General features: G+C 70.6%; 21 protein-coding genes and 3 pseudogenes. 13 read left to right on the top strand and 11 right to left on the bottom strand.

The features are described 5' to 3' along the window. Positions 1–119: 119 nt before the first annotated feature. From ACZ7IF_RS17505 to ACZ7IF_RS17470, 8 genes and pseudogenes are all read left to right on the top strand, one after another. The gene (locus ACZ7IF_RS17505) at positions 120–671 is read left to right on the top strand and encodes a TetR/AcrR family transcriptional regulator (protein ID WP_470971965.1); all 552 of its coding nucleotides are present in this window, start codon (positions 120–122) and stop codon (positions 669–671) included. A gap of 166 nt (positions 672–837) precedes the next feature. Beyond that, positions 838–1,191, top strand: coding sequence for a hypothetical protein (locus ACZ7IF_RS17500; RefSeq protein WP_470971963.1), 354 nt, complete (start codon positions 838–840; stop codon positions 1,189–1,191). Between the two features lies 1 nt (position 1,192). Continuing rightward, a complete protein-coding gene (locus tag ACZ7IF_RS17495; protein WP_470971961.1) occupies positions 1,193–1,351 on the top strand; it encodes a hypothetical protein in 159 nt (52 codons plus the stop codon). 68 nt (positions 1,352–1,419) lie between these two features. Next, positions 1,420–2,016 (top strand): hypothetical protein, encoded by a 597-nt coding sequence (locus ACZ7IF_RS17490; protein ID WP_470971959.1) that lies wholly within the window; start codon positions 1,420–1,422, stop codon positions 2,014–2,016. A 248-nt stretch (positions 2,017–2,264) separates the two neighbouring features. Next, positions 2,265–3,530 (top strand): tetratricopeptide repeat protein, encoded by a 1,266-nt coding sequence (locus ACZ7IF_RS17485; protein WP_470971957.1) that lies wholly within the window; start codon positions 2,265–2,267, stop codon positions 3,528–3,530. Further along, positions 3,520–3,689 (top strand): annotated as a pseudogene (locus tag ACZ7IF_RS17480) (site-specific integrase); the annotation flags it as partial. The gene ACZ7IF_RS17485 and the pseudogene ACZ7IF_RS17480, both read left to right, overlap by 11 nt. Positions 3,690–4,021: 332 nt before the next feature. Continuing rightward, positions 4,022–4,534 carry a hypothetical protein gene (locus ACZ7IF_RS17475; protein WP_470971954.1) on the top strand — a complete coding sequence of 171 codons (513 nt, stop codon included), beginning with the start codon at positions 4,022–4,024 and terminating at the stop codon, positions 4,532–4,534. Beyond that, complete coding sequence (locus tag ACZ7IF_RS17470) at positions 4,531–4,671, top strand: hypothetical protein (protein WP_470971950.1); 141 nt, start codon at positions 4,531–4,533, stop codon at positions 4,669–4,671. Before ACZ7IF_RS17475 ends, ACZ7IF_RS17470 begins: the two co-directional genes overlap by 4 nt. Before the next feature lie 95 nt (positions 4,672–4,766). Here ACZ7IF_RS17470 and ACZ7IF_RS17465 read toward each other — a convergent pair whose 3' ends face one another. Beyond that, on the bottom strand, positions 4,767–5,405 hold the full coding sequence (locus ACZ7IF_RS17465) for a glyoxalase (RefSeq protein WP_470971947.1): 639 nt from the start codon (positions 5,403–5,405) through the stop codon (positions 4,767–4,769). A gap of 334 nt (positions 5,406–5,739) precedes the next feature. Here ACZ7IF_RS17465 and ACZ7IF_RS17460 point away from each other — a divergent pair, with 334 nt between their 5' ends. Beyond that, complete coding sequence (locus ACZ7IF_RS17460; protein WP_470971945.1) at positions 5,740–6,282, top strand: nucleotidyltransferase domain-containing protein; 543 nt, start codon at positions 5,740–5,742, stop codon at positions 6,280–6,282. A gap of 26 nt (positions 6,283–6,308) precedes the next feature. Next, positions 6,309–6,431: pseudogene (locus ACZ7IF_RS17455) on the top strand (IS630 family transposase); the annotation flags it as partial. A 188-nt stretch (positions 6,432–6,619) separates the two neighbouring features. Here ACZ7IF_RS17455 and ACZ7IF_RS17450 read toward each other — a convergent pair. Next, complete coding sequence (locus ACZ7IF_RS17450; RefSeq protein WP_470971942.1) at positions 6,620–6,943, bottom strand: hypothetical protein; 324 nt, start codon at positions 6,941–6,943, stop codon at positions 6,620–6,622. Between the two features lie 298 nt (positions 6,944–7,241). Between ACZ7IF_RS17450 and ACZ7IF_RS17445 the strand changes: the two genes are divergently transcribed. Then, positions 7,242–7,778 (top strand): hypothetical protein, encoded by a 537-nt coding sequence (locus ACZ7IF_RS17445; RefSeq protein ID WP_470971940.1) that lies wholly within the window; start codon positions 7,242–7,244, stop codon positions 7,776–7,778. A 40-nt stretch (positions 7,779–7,818) separates the two neighbouring features. Here ACZ7IF_RS17445 and ACZ7IF_RS17440 read toward each other — a convergent pair whose 3' ends face one another. Continuing rightward, positions 7,819–8,811 (bottom strand): IS256 family transposase, encoded by a 993-nt coding sequence (locus tag ACZ7IF_RS17440; RefSeq protein WP_470971937.1) that lies wholly within the window; start codon positions 8,809–8,811, stop codon positions 7,819–7,821. A 97-nt stretch (positions 8,812–8,908) separates the two neighbouring features. After that, positions 8,909–9,202, bottom strand: a pseudogene (locus tag ACZ7IF_RS17435) (IS982 family transposase); the annotation flags it as partial. A gap of 122 nt (positions 9,203–9,324) precedes the next feature. Between ACZ7IF_RS17435 and ACZ7IF_RS17430 the strand changes: the two are divergent. Next, positions 9,325–9,933 carry a MepB family protein gene (locus ACZ7IF_RS17430; protein WP_470971935.1) on the top strand — a complete coding sequence of 203 codons (609 nt, stop codon included), beginning with the start codon at positions 9,325–9,327 and terminating at the stop codon, positions 9,931–9,933. A gap of 17 nt (positions 9,934–9,950) precedes the next feature. Here the strand turns inward: ACZ7IF_RS17430 and ACZ7IF_RS17425 are convergent, their stop codons facing one another. The 4 genes from ACZ7IF_RS17425 to ACZ7IF_RS17410 all read right to left on the bottom strand — a co-directional run bounded on the left by ACZ7IF_RS17425 (position 9,951) and on the right by ACZ7IF_RS17410 (position 12,734). Further along, positions 9,951–10,127: a hypothetical protein gene (locus ACZ7IF_RS17425; RefSeq protein WP_470971933.1), complete on the bottom strand. Its 177-nt coding sequence runs from the start codon at positions 10,125–10,127 to the stop codon at positions 9,951–9,953. Continuing rightward, positions 10,124–10,510, bottom strand: coding sequence for a VOC family protein (locus ACZ7IF_RS17420; protein WP_470971931.1), 387 nt, complete (start codon positions 10,508–10,510; stop codon positions 10,124–10,126). The genes ACZ7IF_RS17425 and ACZ7IF_RS17420 overlap by 4 nt, the downstream gene beginning before the upstream one ends. A gap of 206 nt (positions 10,511–10,716) precedes the next feature. Then, on the bottom strand, positions 10,717–11,550 hold the full coding sequence (locus ACZ7IF_RS17415) for an NAD(P)H-binding protein (RefSeq protein ID WP_470971928.1): 834 nt from the start codon (positions 11,548–11,550) through the stop codon (positions 10,717–10,719). A gap of 173 nt (positions 11,551–11,723) precedes the next feature. Further along, positions 11,724–12,734, bottom strand: a complete 1,011-nt coding sequence (locus tag ACZ7IF_RS17410; RefSeq protein ID WP_470971925.1) for a zinc-binding dehydrogenase — start codon at positions 12,732–12,734, stop codon at positions 11,724–11,726. Positions 12,735–12,936: 202 nt separating this feature from the next. Here ACZ7IF_RS17410 and ACZ7IF_RS17405 point away from each other — a divergent pair, with 202 nt between their 5' ends. Continuing rightward, positions 12,937–13,533, top strand: a complete 597-nt coding sequence (locus ACZ7IF_RS17405; RefSeq protein ID WP_470971923.1) for a TetR-like C-terminal domain-containing protein — start codon at positions 12,937–12,939, stop codon at positions 13,531–13,533. Between the two features lie 423 nt (positions 13,534–13,956). Here the strand turns inward: ACZ7IF_RS17405 and ACZ7IF_RS17400 are convergent, their stop codons facing one another. From ACZ7IF_RS17400 to ACZ7IF_RS17390, 3 genes are all read right to left on the bottom strand, one after another. Continuing rightward, entirely contained in the window at positions 13,957–14,442 is a 486-nt protein-coding gene (locus ACZ7IF_RS17400; protein WP_470971921.1) for an SRPBCC family protein, read from the bottom strand. A 668-nt stretch (positions 14,443–15,110) separates the two neighbouring features. Further along, positions 15,111–16,391: a pyroglutamyl peptidase gene (locus tag ACZ7IF_RS17395; protein WP_470971919.1), complete on the bottom strand. Its 1,281-nt coding sequence runs from the start codon at positions 16,389–16,391 to the stop codon at positions 15,111–15,113. A 106-nt stretch (positions 16,392–16,497) separates the two neighbouring features. Next, a complete protein-coding gene (locus tag ACZ7IF_RS17390) occupies positions 16,498–17,130 on the bottom strand; it encodes a hypothetical protein (protein WP_470971917.1) in 633 nt (210 codons plus the stop codon). Positions 17,131–17,157: the final 27 nt, after the last annotated feature.

Here is a 17,157-nt window from a genome sequence, read left to right as displayed (position 1 = left end):
GCCCCCATCGAAATGTTAGTCACTAACAGGATGGTAGTGTCTACCACATGGAGAGAAGGCAGCCAACCCTGCGGGAACGACAGCGATCCGAAACGCGGCGCGCGATCCAGAGGCACGCCGTGCGGTTGTTCACCCACCGCGGGTACGACACGGTGACGGTGGCCGAGGTCGCCGAGGCCGCCGGCGTCTCGGCAATGACCGTGTACCGGCACTTCCCCACCAAGGAGGACCTCGTCCTCGTGGAGCAGCCCACCCGGATCATCGCCGAGCGGGTCGCCGCATCGCCGGCAACCGACCCCCTGGTGCGCCGGATCGGCGGCGCCCTCGTCGACGCGGCGGTGGCCTTGACCGGCGGCCAGGGGGCCGAAGCGGCGGTGAACGAACGGTTCCTCCTGGACTGCCTCCGGCTCATGACCTCCACTCCCGCGCTGCGCGCCCGGCACCTGGACAGCCAGTACGCGCTGCAACAGGCCATCGTCGAAGCCCTCGCGACCGACGCCACCGACCCCGACGCCCAGTTCCGCGCACACGCCGCGACCGGCGCTTGCCTGGCCGCGACACACACGGCGCTGACGCGCTGGGCCGAGGACGAGGGGAGCGCGAAACTCCCGGACCTCATCGCGCGGGCACTCGCGGCCGCCTTCGGCGACGCTGCCGCCGCCACCGGCTGAGATCCGCCTTGCCATCCGCCTGGCGATGGTCTCCGCCCCGTCAGTATCGTCCTTGCGCCCCAGGCGTCTCCGGAGTGGATCTTCGGTGGCCCGGCGGAGTGTCTCTTCCGGTGGACCACCGCGTGTCCGGCCCCGCGGTCGACGGAGCGCCGCTAGCGTGATCGAGATGCACTCCGCAGTCGTCTTCTCGCTGGGCATCGTGGGGGCGCTGGCGCCGGAGATCGTCCGGCTCTACAGCATTCGAGAGGAGCCGGCGCGCTTCACGTGGTCGTGGTTCTACCTGGTGGTGTCGGTGGCCTTCGCGGTCCTCGGGGGAGTGCTGGCGTTGGTCATGCCCGCCACCACTTACTGGGGGGCGGTCTACGTAGGCGTGTCCACTCCCGTGCTCGTCAACTCGCTGGTGCGCAAGGGGCGCGAGGCATCCCGGCAGCAGATGCGGTCCGGCGAGGGCGTCCCGTCGCGCCATGGCGGGGCTCCGGCGCGGTACGGCCCGGTCGATTCGTATCTGAACGGGCTGTAGCGTGAGCCTCGGCGCAGCCCGCGGAAGCGGGATCGACGTCGGCGACACGGTCGTGGTGTGCCGCCCCGACCAGATGCGCGAGGCGGCGATCGTGATCTCGTGCCTGTCCCCCGACCGCCTGACACCTGTCGTCACCGTCGAGCCGCCACAAACAAGCTGACCGCACGGATCGACGATCTCGCCGCCGCCGAGCGGTACGTCGTTCAAGGTCTGGGGCAGGCCCGCAGCATGGGCGTCTCCTCCTCGATCGTGGGTTTCGCGTCCGACCTCGCAGAGCTGCTCGTGTCGCGAGAGCAGGACGCCGACGCGCTGGGTCACTACCGTGAGGCGGCGGCCATGGCGGTGGAGATCGGCACCTGGGATGTGGGCGCAGCGGTGCTCGCCGGGCTTGTGGAGTGTGCGAGCCGGCTGGGAGACGCGGATGCGTTGTGGTCGGCGGCGGTGTGGGGGAGCCGTATGTACCGAGGAGCAGCTGACGAACGGCTGCGGTCCCGGGTCCTGGGCGTCTGTGTGGAGGCCCTGAAGAACGCCTTGCGGACCGGATCGGCGGCCTCAACCGTGCAGGGCATCGAGAAAGTCCGCCCAGTGGCGGTCCAGGACTCCCGCGCCAAACCGTCCCCCCAGGAGGGTTTCCTCCTCAGCGACGTCGTGTTGTTGCTGGGCATGTGGGCGACAGGCGCGGAGACCGATCGATGCGGCGCGGTCGCCCGCGAACTGGACGCCCGAACCGGGGGCGTACTGGGCCTGGCGGAGTTCGTCGCCACCCCCTACACGGATCCCACGTCCGGCGGCCGGGGCCGTTGGCGGCGGTGGAGGCTGGGATAGGTGCTCGCACCTCGGCCCCCTCGGCCGCCTCGGCCGCCGTGACGTCCACGTGCTCAGCCGGAGGGGTCGTTCGGCGACCCACGCGACGGGGCAGGACGAGCGGCCGGAGTCGAGGGCACCGCCCGCCGGTCGCGTCCTGCTGTGTGGAGTCCGCCTCCATCGGCCCCTCTCCGCTGGGGCGGCGGGCCCGCGGGGTGCCCGCCTGGAGGCGGTGGTCGTGCCGGCAGCACAGGCTAGGGTTCGCGACCATGGACAGAGTCGACCTCGAGCACCGCCACCGCACGTACGACGGCTGGATACCGCCCACCGTCGCCGCGCTCCTCCATGAGCACGGCCACCACGGCATCCTGCGCAAGGCGGCTGCCCGCGGTGACTGGTTCTGCGCCCGCCGGCTCGCCGAGGCCGCTGCCGAGTCCGGCCCGGACGGACGGGCGACGGCGGTCGCATTGCTGGAGCCGTTCGCGGCCGCCGGCTGGTGGCCCGCCGTCGACGCCGTCGCCCGGCTGCTCGCCGGGTGGGAGCGGCACGACGAAGCCGTCGTGCTGCTGCGTCCACTCGCCGGCACGGGGCACCGGTACGCCCTGCGCGACCTGGCACGGCTACTGGCTCGGCAGGGCCACCTCGACCAGGTCGTCGCCCTGCTCGGCCCGAGGGCCGCAGACCTCCTGCTCGCCGAGGAACTGGTGGAGCTCGCCGCGGGCCACGGCCACGACGCCGACATCGCCGCAGTGCTCCCCTGTATCGGGAGCGGCCCGACGGACCCGTTCGAGTCCTGGAACCCGGACGCCGCGGACACCGTCCCTCTGCATGCCAGGTTCCTGGAACTCCAAGGCCGGATCGACGAGGCAATACACCTGCTGGGCAGACACGTCTGTATCGACGGTGTCGTGTACGCGGACCACGCCGAGCAGCTCGCCCGCCTTCTGGGCCGCCACGGACGTGAGGCCGAGCTGCGCGCGTTCCCGGCCGACGGCGGCGAGGAGTACGCCCTCGCCGCCTTGGCCCAGTTGCTGGAGGACCAGGACCGGATTCCGGAAGCGGTCGCCCTGCTCGGGCAGTCCGCCGGGACGGGGGACCCTCATGCGGCCTTCGGCCTGGCCGAACTCCTCGCCCGGCACCGCCGCCACGACGAGGCGGTCGAAGTGCTGCGCACAGCGGCGGAGAATGCCGGCGGCGACTGCGATTGGCTGATCCACCGGCTCTGCCACATCCTCGTCGATGCCGGGCGCCCCGACGAAGCCCTCACCTGGATCGACGACCACTTCACCCGCCACTGCGGCGACCACCAGGAACAGGCGTTCTTGAAGAACGAAGTCCTGAAGGCGAGCGGCCGTGCCGTGGATGGCGAAGCGGAGCCGGCCGAGTTCGTCAGGTCCGACGAGGAGCTCCTCCGTTCCGGAACGGTGGACGGTGCCATCGCACTCGCTGAACGCCTGGTGCGGCGTGGCGAACCCCAGAGGGCCGTCGCTCACCTCCGCAATCGTCTGGACGGCGCGAAGGTGATGCCCGGGTAGTACCCGCGCTGCCCGCCTCTCGTACGGGCAGGCCCGAGCTCTGCTGGATGAGCGCACCGGAACGGGCCGGGACCTGCACGGGTACCGCCGCTCCTCCCTGACGCGTAGCTGATGCTCATGGCCAAGTCCCGGCATGAGAAACCCTGGAACGTCCGCCGGCCTCCGGCGGAGAGGTTCCAGCCACATGGCGACGCAGAGTGCCCCTATGGCAATCCGCGTCTCGTCGAGCGGGTACTCTGCCGGAGGTCCGTCGTGAGGCCGCCGACCGGCGCGCCCAGCGGCTGCGGGTGGAGCGGGCGCAGAGCCCCGGCGTGGAAAGCCCCCGCCCCGACTACGGTGCAGCCTTCGCAGCCTGGCCCGGATGACCCCGGCGCCGCAATGACGGCTGCCCTTGCCGGCGGCGTACGCGCCCTGCCTTCGAGCACGCCGCTCACCGCTCGCACCCCCCATGACCTGATGCCCCATGCGGGCACGCACCCGAGGAGTACCCGTTGAGTGACCCCCAGCCCCCGCCGCTCCCCGCCCTCCCGGAGGCCGAGGAAACGCCCCCTCCCCCAAGGGCGCCCCGGAAGTGGCTTGTCCCGGCGGCCTGTGTGGTGGCCGGCGCCGTCGTCGGCGTCCTCGGAACCGTCGCGGTCTACGCCGCGACCGCCGACCCCGAGCCCCCGAAAACACAGAGCTTCACGTTCGCGGGAACGTTCCGCCTGGTCGGCAGCGACAACGTCGGTTCCACCGGCATCGACGAATGCCGGGGCCGGGGTGGATACAACGACATCGGCACCGGAACGTCGGTCACCGTCTACGACGACAAGGGCGCGGTGATCGCCACGGGTGCCCTGCCGCGCGGCACCTACCAGAGCAGCGCCTGCACCTTCGCCTTCAGCATCGAGGGCGTGCCCGACGACCGGCCGTTCTACGCCGTCGAGATCAGCCACCGCGGGAAGGTCACCGTGACCGCCGGGCAGGCCAAGGGCGGCCAGTGGGCCGCCAGTCTCGGCAAGTGACCGCCGTCCCCGTGGGCACCGCACCGAGGTACCGGGCCGACGGCGCTCCCGCCCCCGTGCGACCGCCCCACGCGGGGGCGCTGAAGCAGCGCCTGACCGGGGTGCCGGCCCTGGCGCTGGCCTTCCAGGGGGCGTGACGGGCGACGGCCACCGCGTGACCCGCAGGTGAGGCCCCTCTCATCGCCGGCGTGTTCGCCGGTCAGGACCGTGTATCAGGACGGCGTGGGGCGGACTACGCGGCGGCCTCCCAGGCGAAGCCGTCCGGGTCGGTGAACGTGCCGGTGGTGCTGCCGAGGGTGACGCGGTGCGAGCCCGTGCCGTCGACCGGGACGCCGAGGTCCTTGGCCAGGGCGCGGCGCTTGTAGAGGGCCAGCTTGACGGTGCCGGCGGTGCCGGGGGCGAACTCGGTGTACTTGCCGCCGAAGCTCTTGGTCACGGTCAGGCCCCGGTCGACGTAGAACTGCCTGGTGGCCTTCACGGCCTCGACGCCGAGCAGCAGGACGATGTCGTCGATCTCGCGGGTGTCGGGGCCGGTGTCCTTCTTCGCCGCGGTCGCGATCTTCCAGATCGTCCCGTCCGGGGCCTGGACGACGCCGCTGTAGCCCCACAGCGACTTCGCGGTGGGCTTGAGGACCGTGGCGCCGGCGTCCACGGCGGCGGCGAAGAAGCCGTCGACAGTGGCCGGGTTGGACACCGTGAGCCCCAGTGTGAAGCCGCGGAATCCGGTCGAGTGGGCCTCGGACGCCCGCAGACGGATGTAGGTGTCCACACCGAAAGCGGTGTAGAAGCGGTGGGCGGTCTCGGGGTCGGCCACCTCAAGGGTGACGGACGCGAGGGACGTGTGGGCTGCGGTGGAAGCGGTGGTTGCCATGACCATCACGGTAGGGGTCGGGCGGCGGCCGGGGCTTCTCGATTCCTGACCGGTCGCGCGAGCGGTGGCTGGGGCGGCGAGGAGGCCGAGCGGGAGGGCCTGGCGCTGCTCCGGCCGGCGGGGGCGCTCGTGCGGGCCGAGCCGGAGCACCGTGAAAGGCTGCGGGAACGGCAGGCCGTCCGCCGGGAAGGGGCTCACCGGCCGCTTCCGTGAGCGCGTGGCGGACCGGTGGGCGACGCGGTGGGAAGTGGTGCCGCATCAGGCAACGTTCGCCCGTTCTTGCAGCCGGAAATCGAGCTGCTGCGGTCAGGATTGACGCATAGTCTGCTCGGCTGTGGACAGAGAGCGCAGTGCTCGGCAGCTTCGGCTGATCGGCGAGACGGTGGAGATCGCGAAGGCCCTTGGTGTGGAGGTGTGGCTCCGCGGGGGTTGGGCCATGGACTTCTTCATCGGGGAGGTCACGCGTGACCATGTGGACATCGACTGGTTCGCCTGGGCGGAGGATGCCTCTGCTCTGACCGACGGCCTGCTTCGTTCCGGCTATGAGCCGCTGTCCGGGCCGCCTGCCGATCAGCAGCTCGATTTCTGCAAGGAGGGCGTGGAGAGCAGCTTCGCCCTCGTGAGCAAGGACGGGTTCGGGCGCATTGTGGTCGCCGGCGGCCCCTGGGCCGGGGAGATATGGCCGGAGGGCATGCTCGATGCTTCTGTTGGCCGTATCGGGACACTGCGGTGCCGGATCATCAGTCCCCACGCCCAGATCGAGATCAAGCAGATGATGCCGGTCTGGGTCCCGGGTCGGCCTCGTCGCAGGAAGGACACCGAGGACGTCACCCGGCTGGAAGCGGCCCTGCGAGAGCAGGGCACCCGCCCGGCATGAGGGCACGCAGCCGCCAACGTCTGCGCGTGGCAGAACGGGTGCGCTTGCGCGAGATCGATGACGACGAGGGCCGGCGGCTGCTGAGGACCATTCGCCGTGGATCCGGCTCGGTGGTGACCTGTCGCCGCGCGCAGATGGTGCTGCTGTCGGGGGTAGGCGACCGGGGCCAAGGCCGACAACCTCGCGTTCGCTTACAGAGCAGCGGGGCAGCAGGGCAGCAGGGCAGCAGGATCCGCCGCTGCATCGTCTGGCGGAACAAGCACGCAGCCGACGAACGCCTCCGCGCGGTAGTCGACGGGGCGAACGTTGCCTGATGCGGCACTGGGGAAGTGGGCGGTCAGCGAGCCGAACGGCTCATGCGGCCAAGGGCCCCGACGCTCGACCAGGCGCTGCCGAGCATCACGAGCCCTCCGATGACGAACGCCATGTTTGCGCCGGTCGAATTGTCGGACTTCTGCTCGTCCAGGTTCTTGCTTCCGGTCTGATGGCCGCCTGAGTAGCTGACGCAGGTGTCGCCGGCCGACATCGTCTCGCCGCCGCAGTCGGCAGGCGAACCCTTGAGCTGGAATCCGACGAAGACGATCGCCGCGCCGAAGGCAAGGAAGACGAGACCCGCTAAGAGGTCCTGCGCGGGGGTGTTCCGTCCGGCTGCTGAGGTCATGGCCGCCAGCCTCCCATGAACGCCGATGGAAGAACATATGCGTTCCTGATGAAGCGGACCGGTCCTGGACGAGTCATTCCGATGTGATCAGCGGTCGTAAGCGATCAAGGACCGCGTGACGGTCTGGCCGGTCTCGCGGTTGTGCCAGATCGCGGCGGCGACGATCCAGTGGCCGTCGGACCAGAAGTCCGTATCGGCGGCAAGCGAGAAACTGTCAAGACTTGTGGATCAGTCTGAGTAGGGCTGCGCCTAGCTTGCTTCCTTGCGTGGGAGTTCACTGACCGGTAGACAGACCGGCATGTTCGAGACGCTGATAAATCGTACGAGCCTGTCGCGGAGCGCGTCCATTACCGACGTCGTCGGCGCAGTGCACCTGATGCCGTACGGGCGGCCAAAGGTCCGGAGTGCCGAGGGGGCACTTGCCGAGTGGCGGGGGACCTGTTCCACGAAGCACGCCTTGCTGGCCGCGTTGATGGCTGAGCGGTGGCCCGAGACAGAGCCGCGATTGGTCCATCGCGTCTACCGGTGCACGCCCGGGCAGGCCACGCGAAGCTATGGTCCGCAGGTCGCCGGTGCAGTTCCTCTGGAGGGCTTGTGGGACGTTCACCGTTACCTGACGGTTGGCATCGGCTCGCGTCGGATCACGATTGACATCACATTTCCCACAAGTCCGAGTTGGGACGGGGCCAACTCCATGCGACTGGCTTGCGGGCCTGGAACCGACCATGTCGTTGCCGTCAACGCGGACGCGGACGCGGAGAAACGGGCACTGGAGGAGGCCTGGTGTGACCCTGCTGTCCGGGAGCCGTTCATCGCGGCTCTCGCCAGCAAGTGACCGACTGTGAAGCGCCTTCCCGTGGACCGCACACGTCAGGTCATGCCGCGACCTCGCCGCCTTCAATGAGGACACCGTTCTCGAAGCGGGCGCCGGATCGGACGAGGGCGACGAGGTGGGGTGCGGTGACCGCGCGCCGGCGGGCCTGGGCGGACTCGACGAGCTTGAAGACCATCGCGAGGGCGGCGGCGGGGCTGCCGGCCCCGCGGGTGACCTTGGTCCGCAGCTTGACCGTGCTGAAGGTCGACTCGATGGGGTTCGTGGTCCGTAGGTGGATCCAGTGTTCGGCGGGGAAGTCGTAGAACGCCAGCAGCTCGTCGACCTCGCCGGTGATCTTCGCTGTGGCCTTGGACCACTTCGCGCCGTACGTCTTCTCGAACGCGGTGACCGCCTTCTCGGCGTGCGCACGGTCCTCGGCGTTGTAGATCTCCTGGAGCGCCTTCTTCGCTCCGGGCTGCGCGGATTTCGGCAGTGCGTTCATGACATTGCGGGTTTTGTGAACCCAGCACCGCTGGTGCCTGGCCTGCGGAAACACCTCCGCCGGCGCCCTCCACAGGCCCATCGCTCCGTCTCCGACCACGAGCATCGGATCCCGCATGCCGCGCCGGCGGCAGTCCCGCAGCAGATCCGCCCAGGATTCGGTGGACTCCCGCAGGCCCTCGGCGATCGCGATGAGTTCCTTGGTGCCGTCCACGCGGACGCCCATCAAGACCAGCAGGCAGGAATGGGTCTGGGACAGGCGGATCTTGGGGTGGATGCCGTCGGCCGCGTCGACGCGCTTGTCGTTCACGCGCGGCGCGGCCGCCTCGACCGGTCCCGCGGCCGTGGCAACCGACCGGGGCCGGTGACGGCCGTTGCGGACCACCAGCCGACGCCCGGCCTCGTCCCGCTCGCTGGCGAGTTCGGCTATGTACTGCTCGACCTCGGCCTCAAGGGCGGCGGCCAGCATCCGCCTCGCGCCTTCCCGGACGATCTCGTCGATCAGAAAAGTACCGCTCTCGGTGGTGCCGCCTTCGTTGACTACGCTGAGCACGGGCGTGCCTTCCCAGCCCGCGCTACAACGCGGGCCTACTCGGTGACCTTGAGTCGATCACCCGGGAAGGTACGCCCCCCACATCCCACGAGGCACCCCACCCCGGGCCGATCCACAGGTTCCGAGCATTGCTCGCGGCAAGCGGCCGTATCGCCTTCCTGGCCGGCGGCGACGCTGCCCGCAGCCGCTTGTTCACACCCGGCTGTCGAGAGTCCACGAACCGCAGCCAGCGCGACTCCGAGGTAAAGCCCAACCGTGTCTGTGCGACGGCAAGGGTGACGAGCTCGGAATCCGTCAGCCGCCGGGGCCGACCCGGCCATCAGGTGCCTCCGATCTCGTCATCGATCTTCACGTACAGTGCCGTCAGCAGGGCGTTTAGTCGTTCGTCCACGACGATCTCGGACGCCCTGTCTGCGTTCCCGAACACACCATCAGCATTCGGATTGCCTCGACAAGAGCGACGTCCCCCAAGCCGAGCTGACTACGTCCAAGCAACCGTGACAGGGCGGATGAATGACGACGAACCGCGAGCACTCATCCGATCTCCACCCCGGACCGTGGTTGACCACCCCGGCCCACGGAGATCTCATCGCGGCGAAGGCGCTCATCTACGACCCCTGCGGGTTCACCTGCTCGCAGCCAGTGCCCGAAGCCGAGGGTGCCGCTTACGCCGCCCACGAGTTCACTCTCGACGGCCTCTCCATCCGGTTCCGCGCAGCCAGGACGACCCCCACCAAGGTCGGCCAGTTCGTCACCGTCTGGACGAGGTCACCGGCCGGGCCCATCCAGCCCTTCGACGCCACGGACCCCGTCGACCTCTTCGTCATCAGCACCCGCGACCATCACCACTTCGGCCAGTTCGTCTTTCCCATGGACGCTCTCCGCCAACACGGTGTCGTATCAGCGAACGGTTCCGGTGGGAAACGAGCCTTCCGCGTCTACCCGCCCTGGGTGACCACCACCAACCGCCAGGCCGGCAGTGCGCAGGCGTGGCAGCTGGGCTTCTTCCTGCACCTGCACGAGGACGGTCCTGTCGACCTGGCCCGCGCCCAAGAGCTCTACCACCCGCAGGACGGCGCCGGCACAGCCACAAGACCGACCAGCCCATCACACGATCGCTGATCACCCACGGCCACTGATCATTCGGAATGACTCGTCCAGTGACCTGAGTCAGCGATTCGGTGGCCGTAGGCGGCGACTTCGTCGAGGACTGCGGCGTAGAAGGCGGCGAGCGCCTTTCCGTCATGGCCCCAGAAGGATGCGCACTTCACCATGCCCGCGGCAGCGTTGCCGGTGTTCTTCGCCGTGGTGGTCACCGGGTCCGCTTCTGGTTGACGCCGATGACGTAGCCGTTGGGGTCGGTGAAGTAGAAGAGCTTGTCCCCGTGGTGCTCCATCACGTCCTTCTGGATCGTGACCAGCGGCCGGATCCGCTCGACGTAGGCGTCGAAATCGTCGACGGCCAGGTAGAACATGCCGAACGCTCCGACCGGGGTGTCCTTCAGAACGGGCAGCCAGCCGCGCAGGTGCTCGTCCCGGTAGACCATCAGCGCGAACTCGCCGTCGAAGAGCAGGATGCGCAGGTCGTCGTCCGGGTCATTGCCGGCGGGCAGAGCGGTGAAGCCGAGCTTCTCGTAGAAGTCGACGGTCGCCTGGGTGTCGGACACACCCAGGCACGGGGCAATGGCGGGAGGCTTCACGAGGACTCCTTGAGAGGGGAACGCGAACGGAAGAGGCGGAGCTCCTCAGGGGCGGACAGCCCGCCTTGAGAGGTCCTAGCGGAAGCATGTCCTCCGCACAGGACAGGGGGTGTCCTATACCGAGTGACCCGCAGGGTTTTCACACGGGTGTCGGCTCGTAAAAGCGCGCACCTGGGTACGGATGAACGTGCTCAGGCCAAGGTGGTTCAGCGGAAGGCGTTGGCGTTCTCCGAAGCCCACTGCCGGAAGGGGCGGGCGGGCGTTCCGGTGATCCGTGCAACCGTGTCGCGCACCGTCAGCAGCTCGTCGTTCACGTCTCCGCCCGTGACGTCGAGCACCGCGTCCGCGGCCTCGGCGCCGAAGACCGCGGCCATCTGGGCGTGGGCCTGCCGGCGGCTGATCTCGGCGAAGGAAACCTCCCGCCCCAGTGCTGCCGCGATGGCCTCGACCTGCTGTCGGGCGGTCACCGGCTCTGGACCGGTCAGGGCATACGTGCGCCCGTGGTGGCCGGGCTCGGTCAGTGCCACCCGTGCCACCGCCGCGATGTCCGCAGGGTGGATGGTCGGCAGCGCGGTCTCGGCGTACGGCGCGTGGACGGTCTCGTGGCCACGGATGGAAGCCGCCCACATCAGGGCGTTCGAGGCGAACTGCGTCGGCCGCAGGACCGTCCAGGCCATGCCGCTCGCCTTGAGCAGTTGCTCCACCGCCAGGTTCTCGCCTGCGGGGCCGAGGTGCGGGTGGGTCTGGACGGTGATGGACGACACCAGCACGACATGCTCCACACCCGCCTGCCGGGCGGCTTCGAGTATGTCGGCGTCCGAGCCCAGACGTGACACAAGGAACAGCGAACGCACCCCTCGAAGCGCGGGCTTCAACGACGCCGGCTCTGCGAAGTCGCCCTCCACGGCCTCGACCCCATCGGGAAAGACGGCCCGCGCGGCATCACGGGTGAGCCCCCTCAGCGGCCCGACACCGCGCGAGTGCAGCTCCTTCAGCAGGGCGCTGCCTATGTTTCCGGTGGCTCCGGTCACGAGGATCATGGGCGTGTCTTCCCGTCATCAGATGATCAACTAAGCGCCACTCTAGAACCTCAATCCTGCTTCAGGTCAAGGAATGCACGGCTGCGGAGCCAGCCGCGGCCCGCCACCACCATCACCCCTCACCGGCCTCTTCGGACCACCAGAACCAGACTCGCCCTGGCTGTTGGCGGAGGTCAGGGGCGCAGGACGAGGCGGATGGGATCGCCTTCTTTGGTGCGCAGCCGCTCGACCGCCTTGGCCGCGTCGGCGAGCAGGAGAACGTCGGTGACGGAGCGGGAGAAGTCCAGCCTGCCCCCTTCGGCAAGGGCTATCAGCTGCGCCACGGCGTCCTCCGCGGATCCGTAGTGGCCGAGGATCCGGTGCTGGAGGTAGCTGAAGAGGGTGCCGTCGGTGACGGTCAGCGGCTGGTCGGTCAGGCCGACCAGGACGAGGCGTCCCTTGGGTCCGAGCATGCTCAGGGCCTGCTCCCGTACTGCGGTGACTCCGGCGAAGTCGAATGCGGCCTCCAGGGCGCGGCCGCCGGTGGCGGCCAGGACCCGGTCGCGCAGGCTGGGGTCGGCCGGGTCCAGCGCCAGGTCGGCTCCGAAGTCGAGTGCGCGCCGGCGGGCGGCCGGGGCGGGGTCCACTGCGACGATCGGGCAGGCGCCGAGGGCGCGCAGCAGCTGGACGGCGTGGACCCCGAGACCGCCGACGCCCCACACCCCGACGGCCTGGGCCGGGCGTATGTCCGCGGTCGTGGTGATGGCGCCCCACGGGGTGGAGACGGCGTCCGGGATGATCGCGCCCTGCTCGAACGGGATCGCCTCGGGCAGGGCGACGAGGGTCTCGACGGAGGCGAGGGCGTACGAGGCCCAGCCGCCGTCGTAGTCGACGCCCCGCGTCAGGACCCGGCCGTCGTGCACCTCGCCCGCCTGCAGGACGACCCGTCGGCCCACGGTCCAGCCGGCGGCGTCCGGCCCGCACTCGGCGATGGTGCCGGCGACCTCGTGTCCCAGGGTGACGGTGTCGCCCGCCAGGTGGGCCGGGGTGAGTGTGCCGTCGATGAGGTGCACGTCGGACAGGCAGACGCCGGCGGCCTCCACCTTGACCAGCACCTGGCCGGAGCCGGGGGTGGGAACGGGGATCTCTTCGACGGTCAGGGTGCGCGAGGGAATGTGCAGGCGAGCGGCACGCATGAGTTCCATTGCGGGGTGATCCATTCCGGTCTGAGGCATGGCGGGCCCGGGACGGGCCGGCGTGGCGATGCCCGGGGCGCTTGGGAGGCAAGGCCTGGCATGGTCTGGCCGGGCCCCGGGGGCTGACCCGCGACCTAACGCAAGTTGACTTGCTTTCCAACGTAGCCGCGACCGCTTCATATCGCAAGGAAACTTGCGATAGTGTGGGCGGGTGACGAGCGACGAGGTGCCAGGCGGGCAGGAAGCACCGCCGCTGAGGCGGCGCGGGGAACGGATGCGGCAGGCCGTCCTTGCCGCCACGGTCGACCTGCTCACCTCTCAGGGGCTGGCAGCCACCACCGTCGCCTCCGTCGCGCGCGCGGCCGGGGTCCACGAGACCTCCGTCTACCGACGCTGGAAGACCCGTGAGAACCTGATCTTCGACGCGCTCGCCACGCACACCGAGCAGGCCCTGCCCACACCCGACACCGGTGCGGTCCGCGAGGACCTGCGCGAGCTGTTCACGGCGCTGATCCGTTTCTTTGCCACACCCGCCGGCGCCGCGCTGCTGCTCCTGGGGACGGTCCGCGAGGCAGGCGCACTGGAGGAGGGGCGGCGCGCGTACTGGCAGGCTCGGCTCCAACGCGCCGAAACACTCGTTCAGCGCGGCATCGACCGCGGCGAACTGGCCGCCGACACCGACCCGCACCTCGTCGTGGAAGCCATCACGGGCCCCCTCCTCGCCAGAGTCCTCCTCACCGGCGAACCCCTCGAAGAAGCCCTGGCCCCGCGCCTGGTCGACCTCGTCCTCGACGGCTCCCGCATCTGAGCACGACGGGCTCGCCAGCGTACGGCTGCTCGATCCATCGCCGAGCAGCGTTCCCGGTGCAGAGCAATCCCGGCCGGCCGGGCCGAGCGGCCGACACACAAAGGGCAGCGTCGCCCCTCTTCCGGCATTGGAACGAGTGGAATCGGGGTGTGCGCCGCAACCGGGCCGGCGATCCAACAGGCCGGCGCACTCTGGAGCACGCAGTCTCCCGCATGCGTCCACGCCCTTGAGCAGTACATCGCCCGGGAAGGCGGCGGCATTCCCGGGCGAACCCGCGTCGAGCGTCTCCCAGACGGAACCGCCCACCGCGCCGGGATCCGGCTCGCTCGCCAACCAGCGCCGACGCCACGACCGACTCGGCACCGCCCAACTCGAAGCCCCCGCCCCCCGCCGAACTCGGCGTCCACGGGGCGCCATGGCGGCCTACGGTGTCTCTGACCGGCCCGCGAGGATCTGGTCCTGGTGCGGGAGCACCGCGTTCTTCCAGGCGGCTTCGGTCCCCCTGCGTGCGAGGTCGTCGTAGAACCCGGCGTGGGTGAGTTTCAGGAGCGTCCCGTCCCCGTGCGGGGTGAGCTCGACCGTGACCACCGTCTCCGCCCCCGCCGTGCCTCCCCGGCCGGTCACCCAGGTCAGTTCGACCAGCCGGTCGGGCTCCAGCCGCAGGAAGCGGCCATAGTGCGGGTGCCGGGTCTTGGGCAGGCCCGCTTCCGTCGCGTACTCGGTCTCGAAGAAGAACGGCACATCCACCCGCGGGGTCATCAGCACCGCACCAGGAGCGGCGAACCAGCGGTCGAACTGCTGCGTCCACGCCAGGTAAAGGGTGTGCGGGTCCGCCCGCATCTCCCGCTCGATGACGAGACGGTGCGGGCGGTCCGACAGGTCGGGGACTCGGAAGGGCCCACTGTTCAAGGCGATGCTCCACTCTGCACGACGGACCTGAACCGAGACCACGTTAGGCCGACGCACCCCAGGTGAGGTGAGGAGACTCGGCCCGACGCCCCGTTGATCCACCAGGCAGCCTCCAGCGCTCCCTGTTCGCGCCGCGCGGGCGAGGGGCGGCCCCGCCTCTCCCGCACCTCGCGCATGCGCGCCTGTGAATGAGCGCGATACCCGATGCCTGGCCCGCCTGGCCAACTCCGGCGCTCAGTGCCGGTGTGTCCGGGGGGCGAGGAACATCGGGACCGGCGCTAACTCAGCACGAGCTCCCCCAGTTCCTCCAGCCAGTACCTCACCCGGTGCCACCGGCTGCAGAACCGCTTCGGACGCGCCCACCGGCGCTCGTCGAGCGGCCGCCGGCACTGCTTGCACTGCTTCACTCGCGTCAGCCTGTCCCCCATGACCACGACCCTAGCCTCCGCCCCGCCCACCCCGACGACGGTGGTGACAGTTGTGCGGAAACGGTGACGCAAGCACACGGCGCCGCACCGGCACCAGCCCCCTTATGCGCAGGCCGCCCCTCCTGCGCATCGCTGCCGACCCGACGGCGCACCACCGTTCGTGCGGGATCGGGCCCGCCCCCGCGGTGTCCCCGGTTCGGCCAACGGCGCCCCTGGGCCTCGGGAACAGGCACGAGCTCGTCAGGCCTGGCGGCGTACGGCGGCGTGTTCGAGGACCGTGCGGACCTCGGCGGTGATCGCGCTCTCGTTGCGTTCGAACTCGGGGCCGGTCAGCAGCCGGGGGTCGGCGGGCAGGCCGGTGAGTACGGGGGTGTGGAGGTGGCCGCCGGGCAGGTGCGGGGCGAGTTCGGCGCGCAGCCGGTTGGAGCGGTAGGCGACCTCGTTGGAGAGGTAGCCGCCACCGCCGCCGGCCACGGCGCGCGAGCCGGGTGTCGGGCCGTCGGTCCGGTCGACGGGGGTGGTGCCGCCTGCCGGGATCTCGGTCACGTCGCTGTTGAGGAGGACCGGGTACGGGGTCTGGACGGCGGCGGTCACGGCGTCGGCGGGCAGCGTGGTGCGGATGAACTCCGGGCCCGGGCCGAGGCCGGGGGCGGTCACCGGGTGCTCGCGGGTGCCGCCGGAGAGGGCGCGCGCGTTGTCGGGGTACGGGTCGGCGGACCGTGCCCGCCCCGCCCAGTCCTCCAGGGTGAAGATGCCGGGGTAGCCCTGGCTGACGGTGGTGATGATGTCGGCCGGGGCGGGTCCGGCGGCCAGGCGGGGGGCGAACGCCCGCTCCACGATGCCGGCGTCGAAGTCGGCGTACCGCACGGGCAGGACGACGGCGCGGATCTCGGCCGGGCTGCCGTCGGCGAGGGTCACGCGCCGTCCGTTGAGCTGGAGGGCGGCCGATCCGGAGGGGTTGGCGCGGCGGATCTCCGCGTCGAGCCCGAAGGGGTCGAAGCCGCTGATGAAGACGCGCCGTACGCCGGGGGCGGTCCGGAAGGCGTTGTCGGTGAGGCCGCGGGAGGCGTCTTCGAAGCGGGCGCGGAGCGCGGCCCGTTCGACGGTGAAGGCCGGCTGCCAGCGGGCGAGTGCGGCGGTCAGGGAGAGCCGTGCCCAGTACAGGGGGCGGTCGTCGCCGGGGGCGAGGTCACCGCCGGGCCGCTGTCCCTGGGCGCGCCGTACGGAGGCCTGCCAGAGGGCCTGGCCCCAGGAGTCGAGGAGCCGTTCGGCTTCGGCGGGGGTGCGTGCCGTGCACAGGGCGGCGGGGAAGCGTCGTACGAAGTCCCCGAACCCGGCTCGCTCGACCAGGGCGGTGGTGCGGGTGTCCGTGAGGCGTGCCTGTTCGGCGTCGAGCGGTACGGACGCCGGGGGGCGGCAGGCGGGGGTGGCGTCGGCCGCGTGCGCGGGCGGGGCGAGGGTCAGGGGGAGGACGGTGACGAGGAGGGCGGCGGCCGATGCCGCACGACGTAAGAGCATCATGCGATGTGACATTACATAGCGGTGGTCACCCCCACCAGGTACACCTGCGACGGCCGCCGGGACTGGCTCGACTCCGCCGCCGTGATACGAGCCGCTGTCGCGCCCGTCAGGGCCGCAGGCCCGCCCGCCTGAGTGCGATCTCGGACAGGGCGCCCACGACGTGCCGGTCGCCGCGGCGCCAGGCGTCCGCGAGGCCGCCCGGCGGGGCGGGGATCGCGCGGAGGTCGCCCGGCGGTCCGGTCAGGGCGCGCAGCGCGAGGAGGTCGGCGCCTCCGGGTGCGTCGAAAAGGCTTCGGACGGCGGCGCTGCGACGGATCCAGCGCAGGCGCAGGGGAAGCCACACCAGGAGTACGAAGGCCACGGGAACGACGATCAGGACGACTGCGGCCAGGGTGGCCAACTGGCTGACGGCGTCCTGCAGGGACTGTCCGGCGTCGGCGAGCCCGGTGCCGGCGTCGGCCGCGGACTGGAACGGCTTTTTCAGGAGGCCGCCGACCAGCGGCACGTCCGAGGCCGTTTCGCCGGCGTCGTCGAGGGCGCCGGCGAAGCCTTCGCCCGCGCTCTCCACCTTTCGTCCCGGCTCGGCCAGCAGCATGATCGCGTCGTGGACGGCCAGCGCGAACCACAGCGCGCCGGCGATCACGGCCACGGCGATCAGGTCCGCGAGGATCTGGCGGTTCCGCCGTGCTGGGGTCTGGGCGTAGAGAAGCATCGGCTGCTCCGCTCCTGTTCCGGTCATGGCGTCAAGGGGCAGGCCGCAGGGCTC

This window comes from Streptomyces sp. NPDC037421 (genome assembly GCF_055602105.1).
Note: the sequence above shows the minus strand (reverse complement) of the source record. Positions and strands in the feature narration are given on the sequence as shown.

Excerpts from the sequence above, each read along its gene's own strand:
- ACZ7IF_RS17500 (WP_470971963.1), top strand. The coding sequence starts at position 838 with ATGCACTCCGCAGTCGTCTTCTCGCTGGGCATCGTGGGGGCGCTGGCG.
- ACZ7IF_RS17490 (WP_470971959.1), top strand. The coding sequence starts at position 1,420 with ATGGGCGTCTCCTCCTCGATCGTGGGTTTCGCGTCCGACCTCGCAGAG.
- ACZ7IF_RS17485 (WP_470971957.1), top strand. The coding sequence starts at position 2,265 with ATGGACAGAGTCGACCTCGAGCACCGCCACCGCACGTACGACGGCTGG.
- ACZ7IF_RS17465 (WP_470971947.1), bottom strand. The coding sequence starts at position 5,405 with ATGGCAACCACCGCTTCCACCGCAGCCCACACGTCCCTCGCGTCCGTC.
- ACZ7IF_RS17450 (WP_470971942.1), bottom strand. The coding sequence starts at position 6,943 with ATGACCTCAGCAGCCGGACGGAACACCCCCGCGCAGGACCTCTTAGCG.
- ACZ7IF_RS17445 (WP_470971940.1), top strand. The coding sequence starts at position 7,242 with ATGTTCGAGACGCTGATAAATCGTACGAGCCTGTCGCGGAGCGCGTCC.
- ACZ7IF_RS17430 (WP_470971935.1), top strand. The coding sequence starts at position 9,325 with ATGACGACGAACCGCGAGCACTCATCCGATCTCCACCCCGGACCGTGG.
- ACZ7IF_RS17415 (WP_470971928.1), bottom strand. The coding sequence starts at position 11,550 with ATGATCCTCGTGACCGGAGCCACCGGAAACATAGGCAGCGCCCTGCTG.
- ACZ7IF_RS17410 (WP_470971925.1), bottom strand. The coding sequence starts at position 12,734 with ATGGAACTCATGCGTGCCGCTCGCCTGCACATTCCCTCGCGCACCCTG.
- ACZ7IF_RS17395 (WP_470971919.1), bottom strand. The coding sequence starts at position 16,391 with ATGATGCTCTTACGTCGTGCGGCATCGGCCGCCGCCCTCCTCGTCACC.
- ACZ7IF_RS17390 (WP_470971917.1), bottom strand. The coding sequence starts at position 17,130 with ATGACCGGAACAGGAGCGGAGCAGCCGATGCTTCTCTACGCCCAGACC.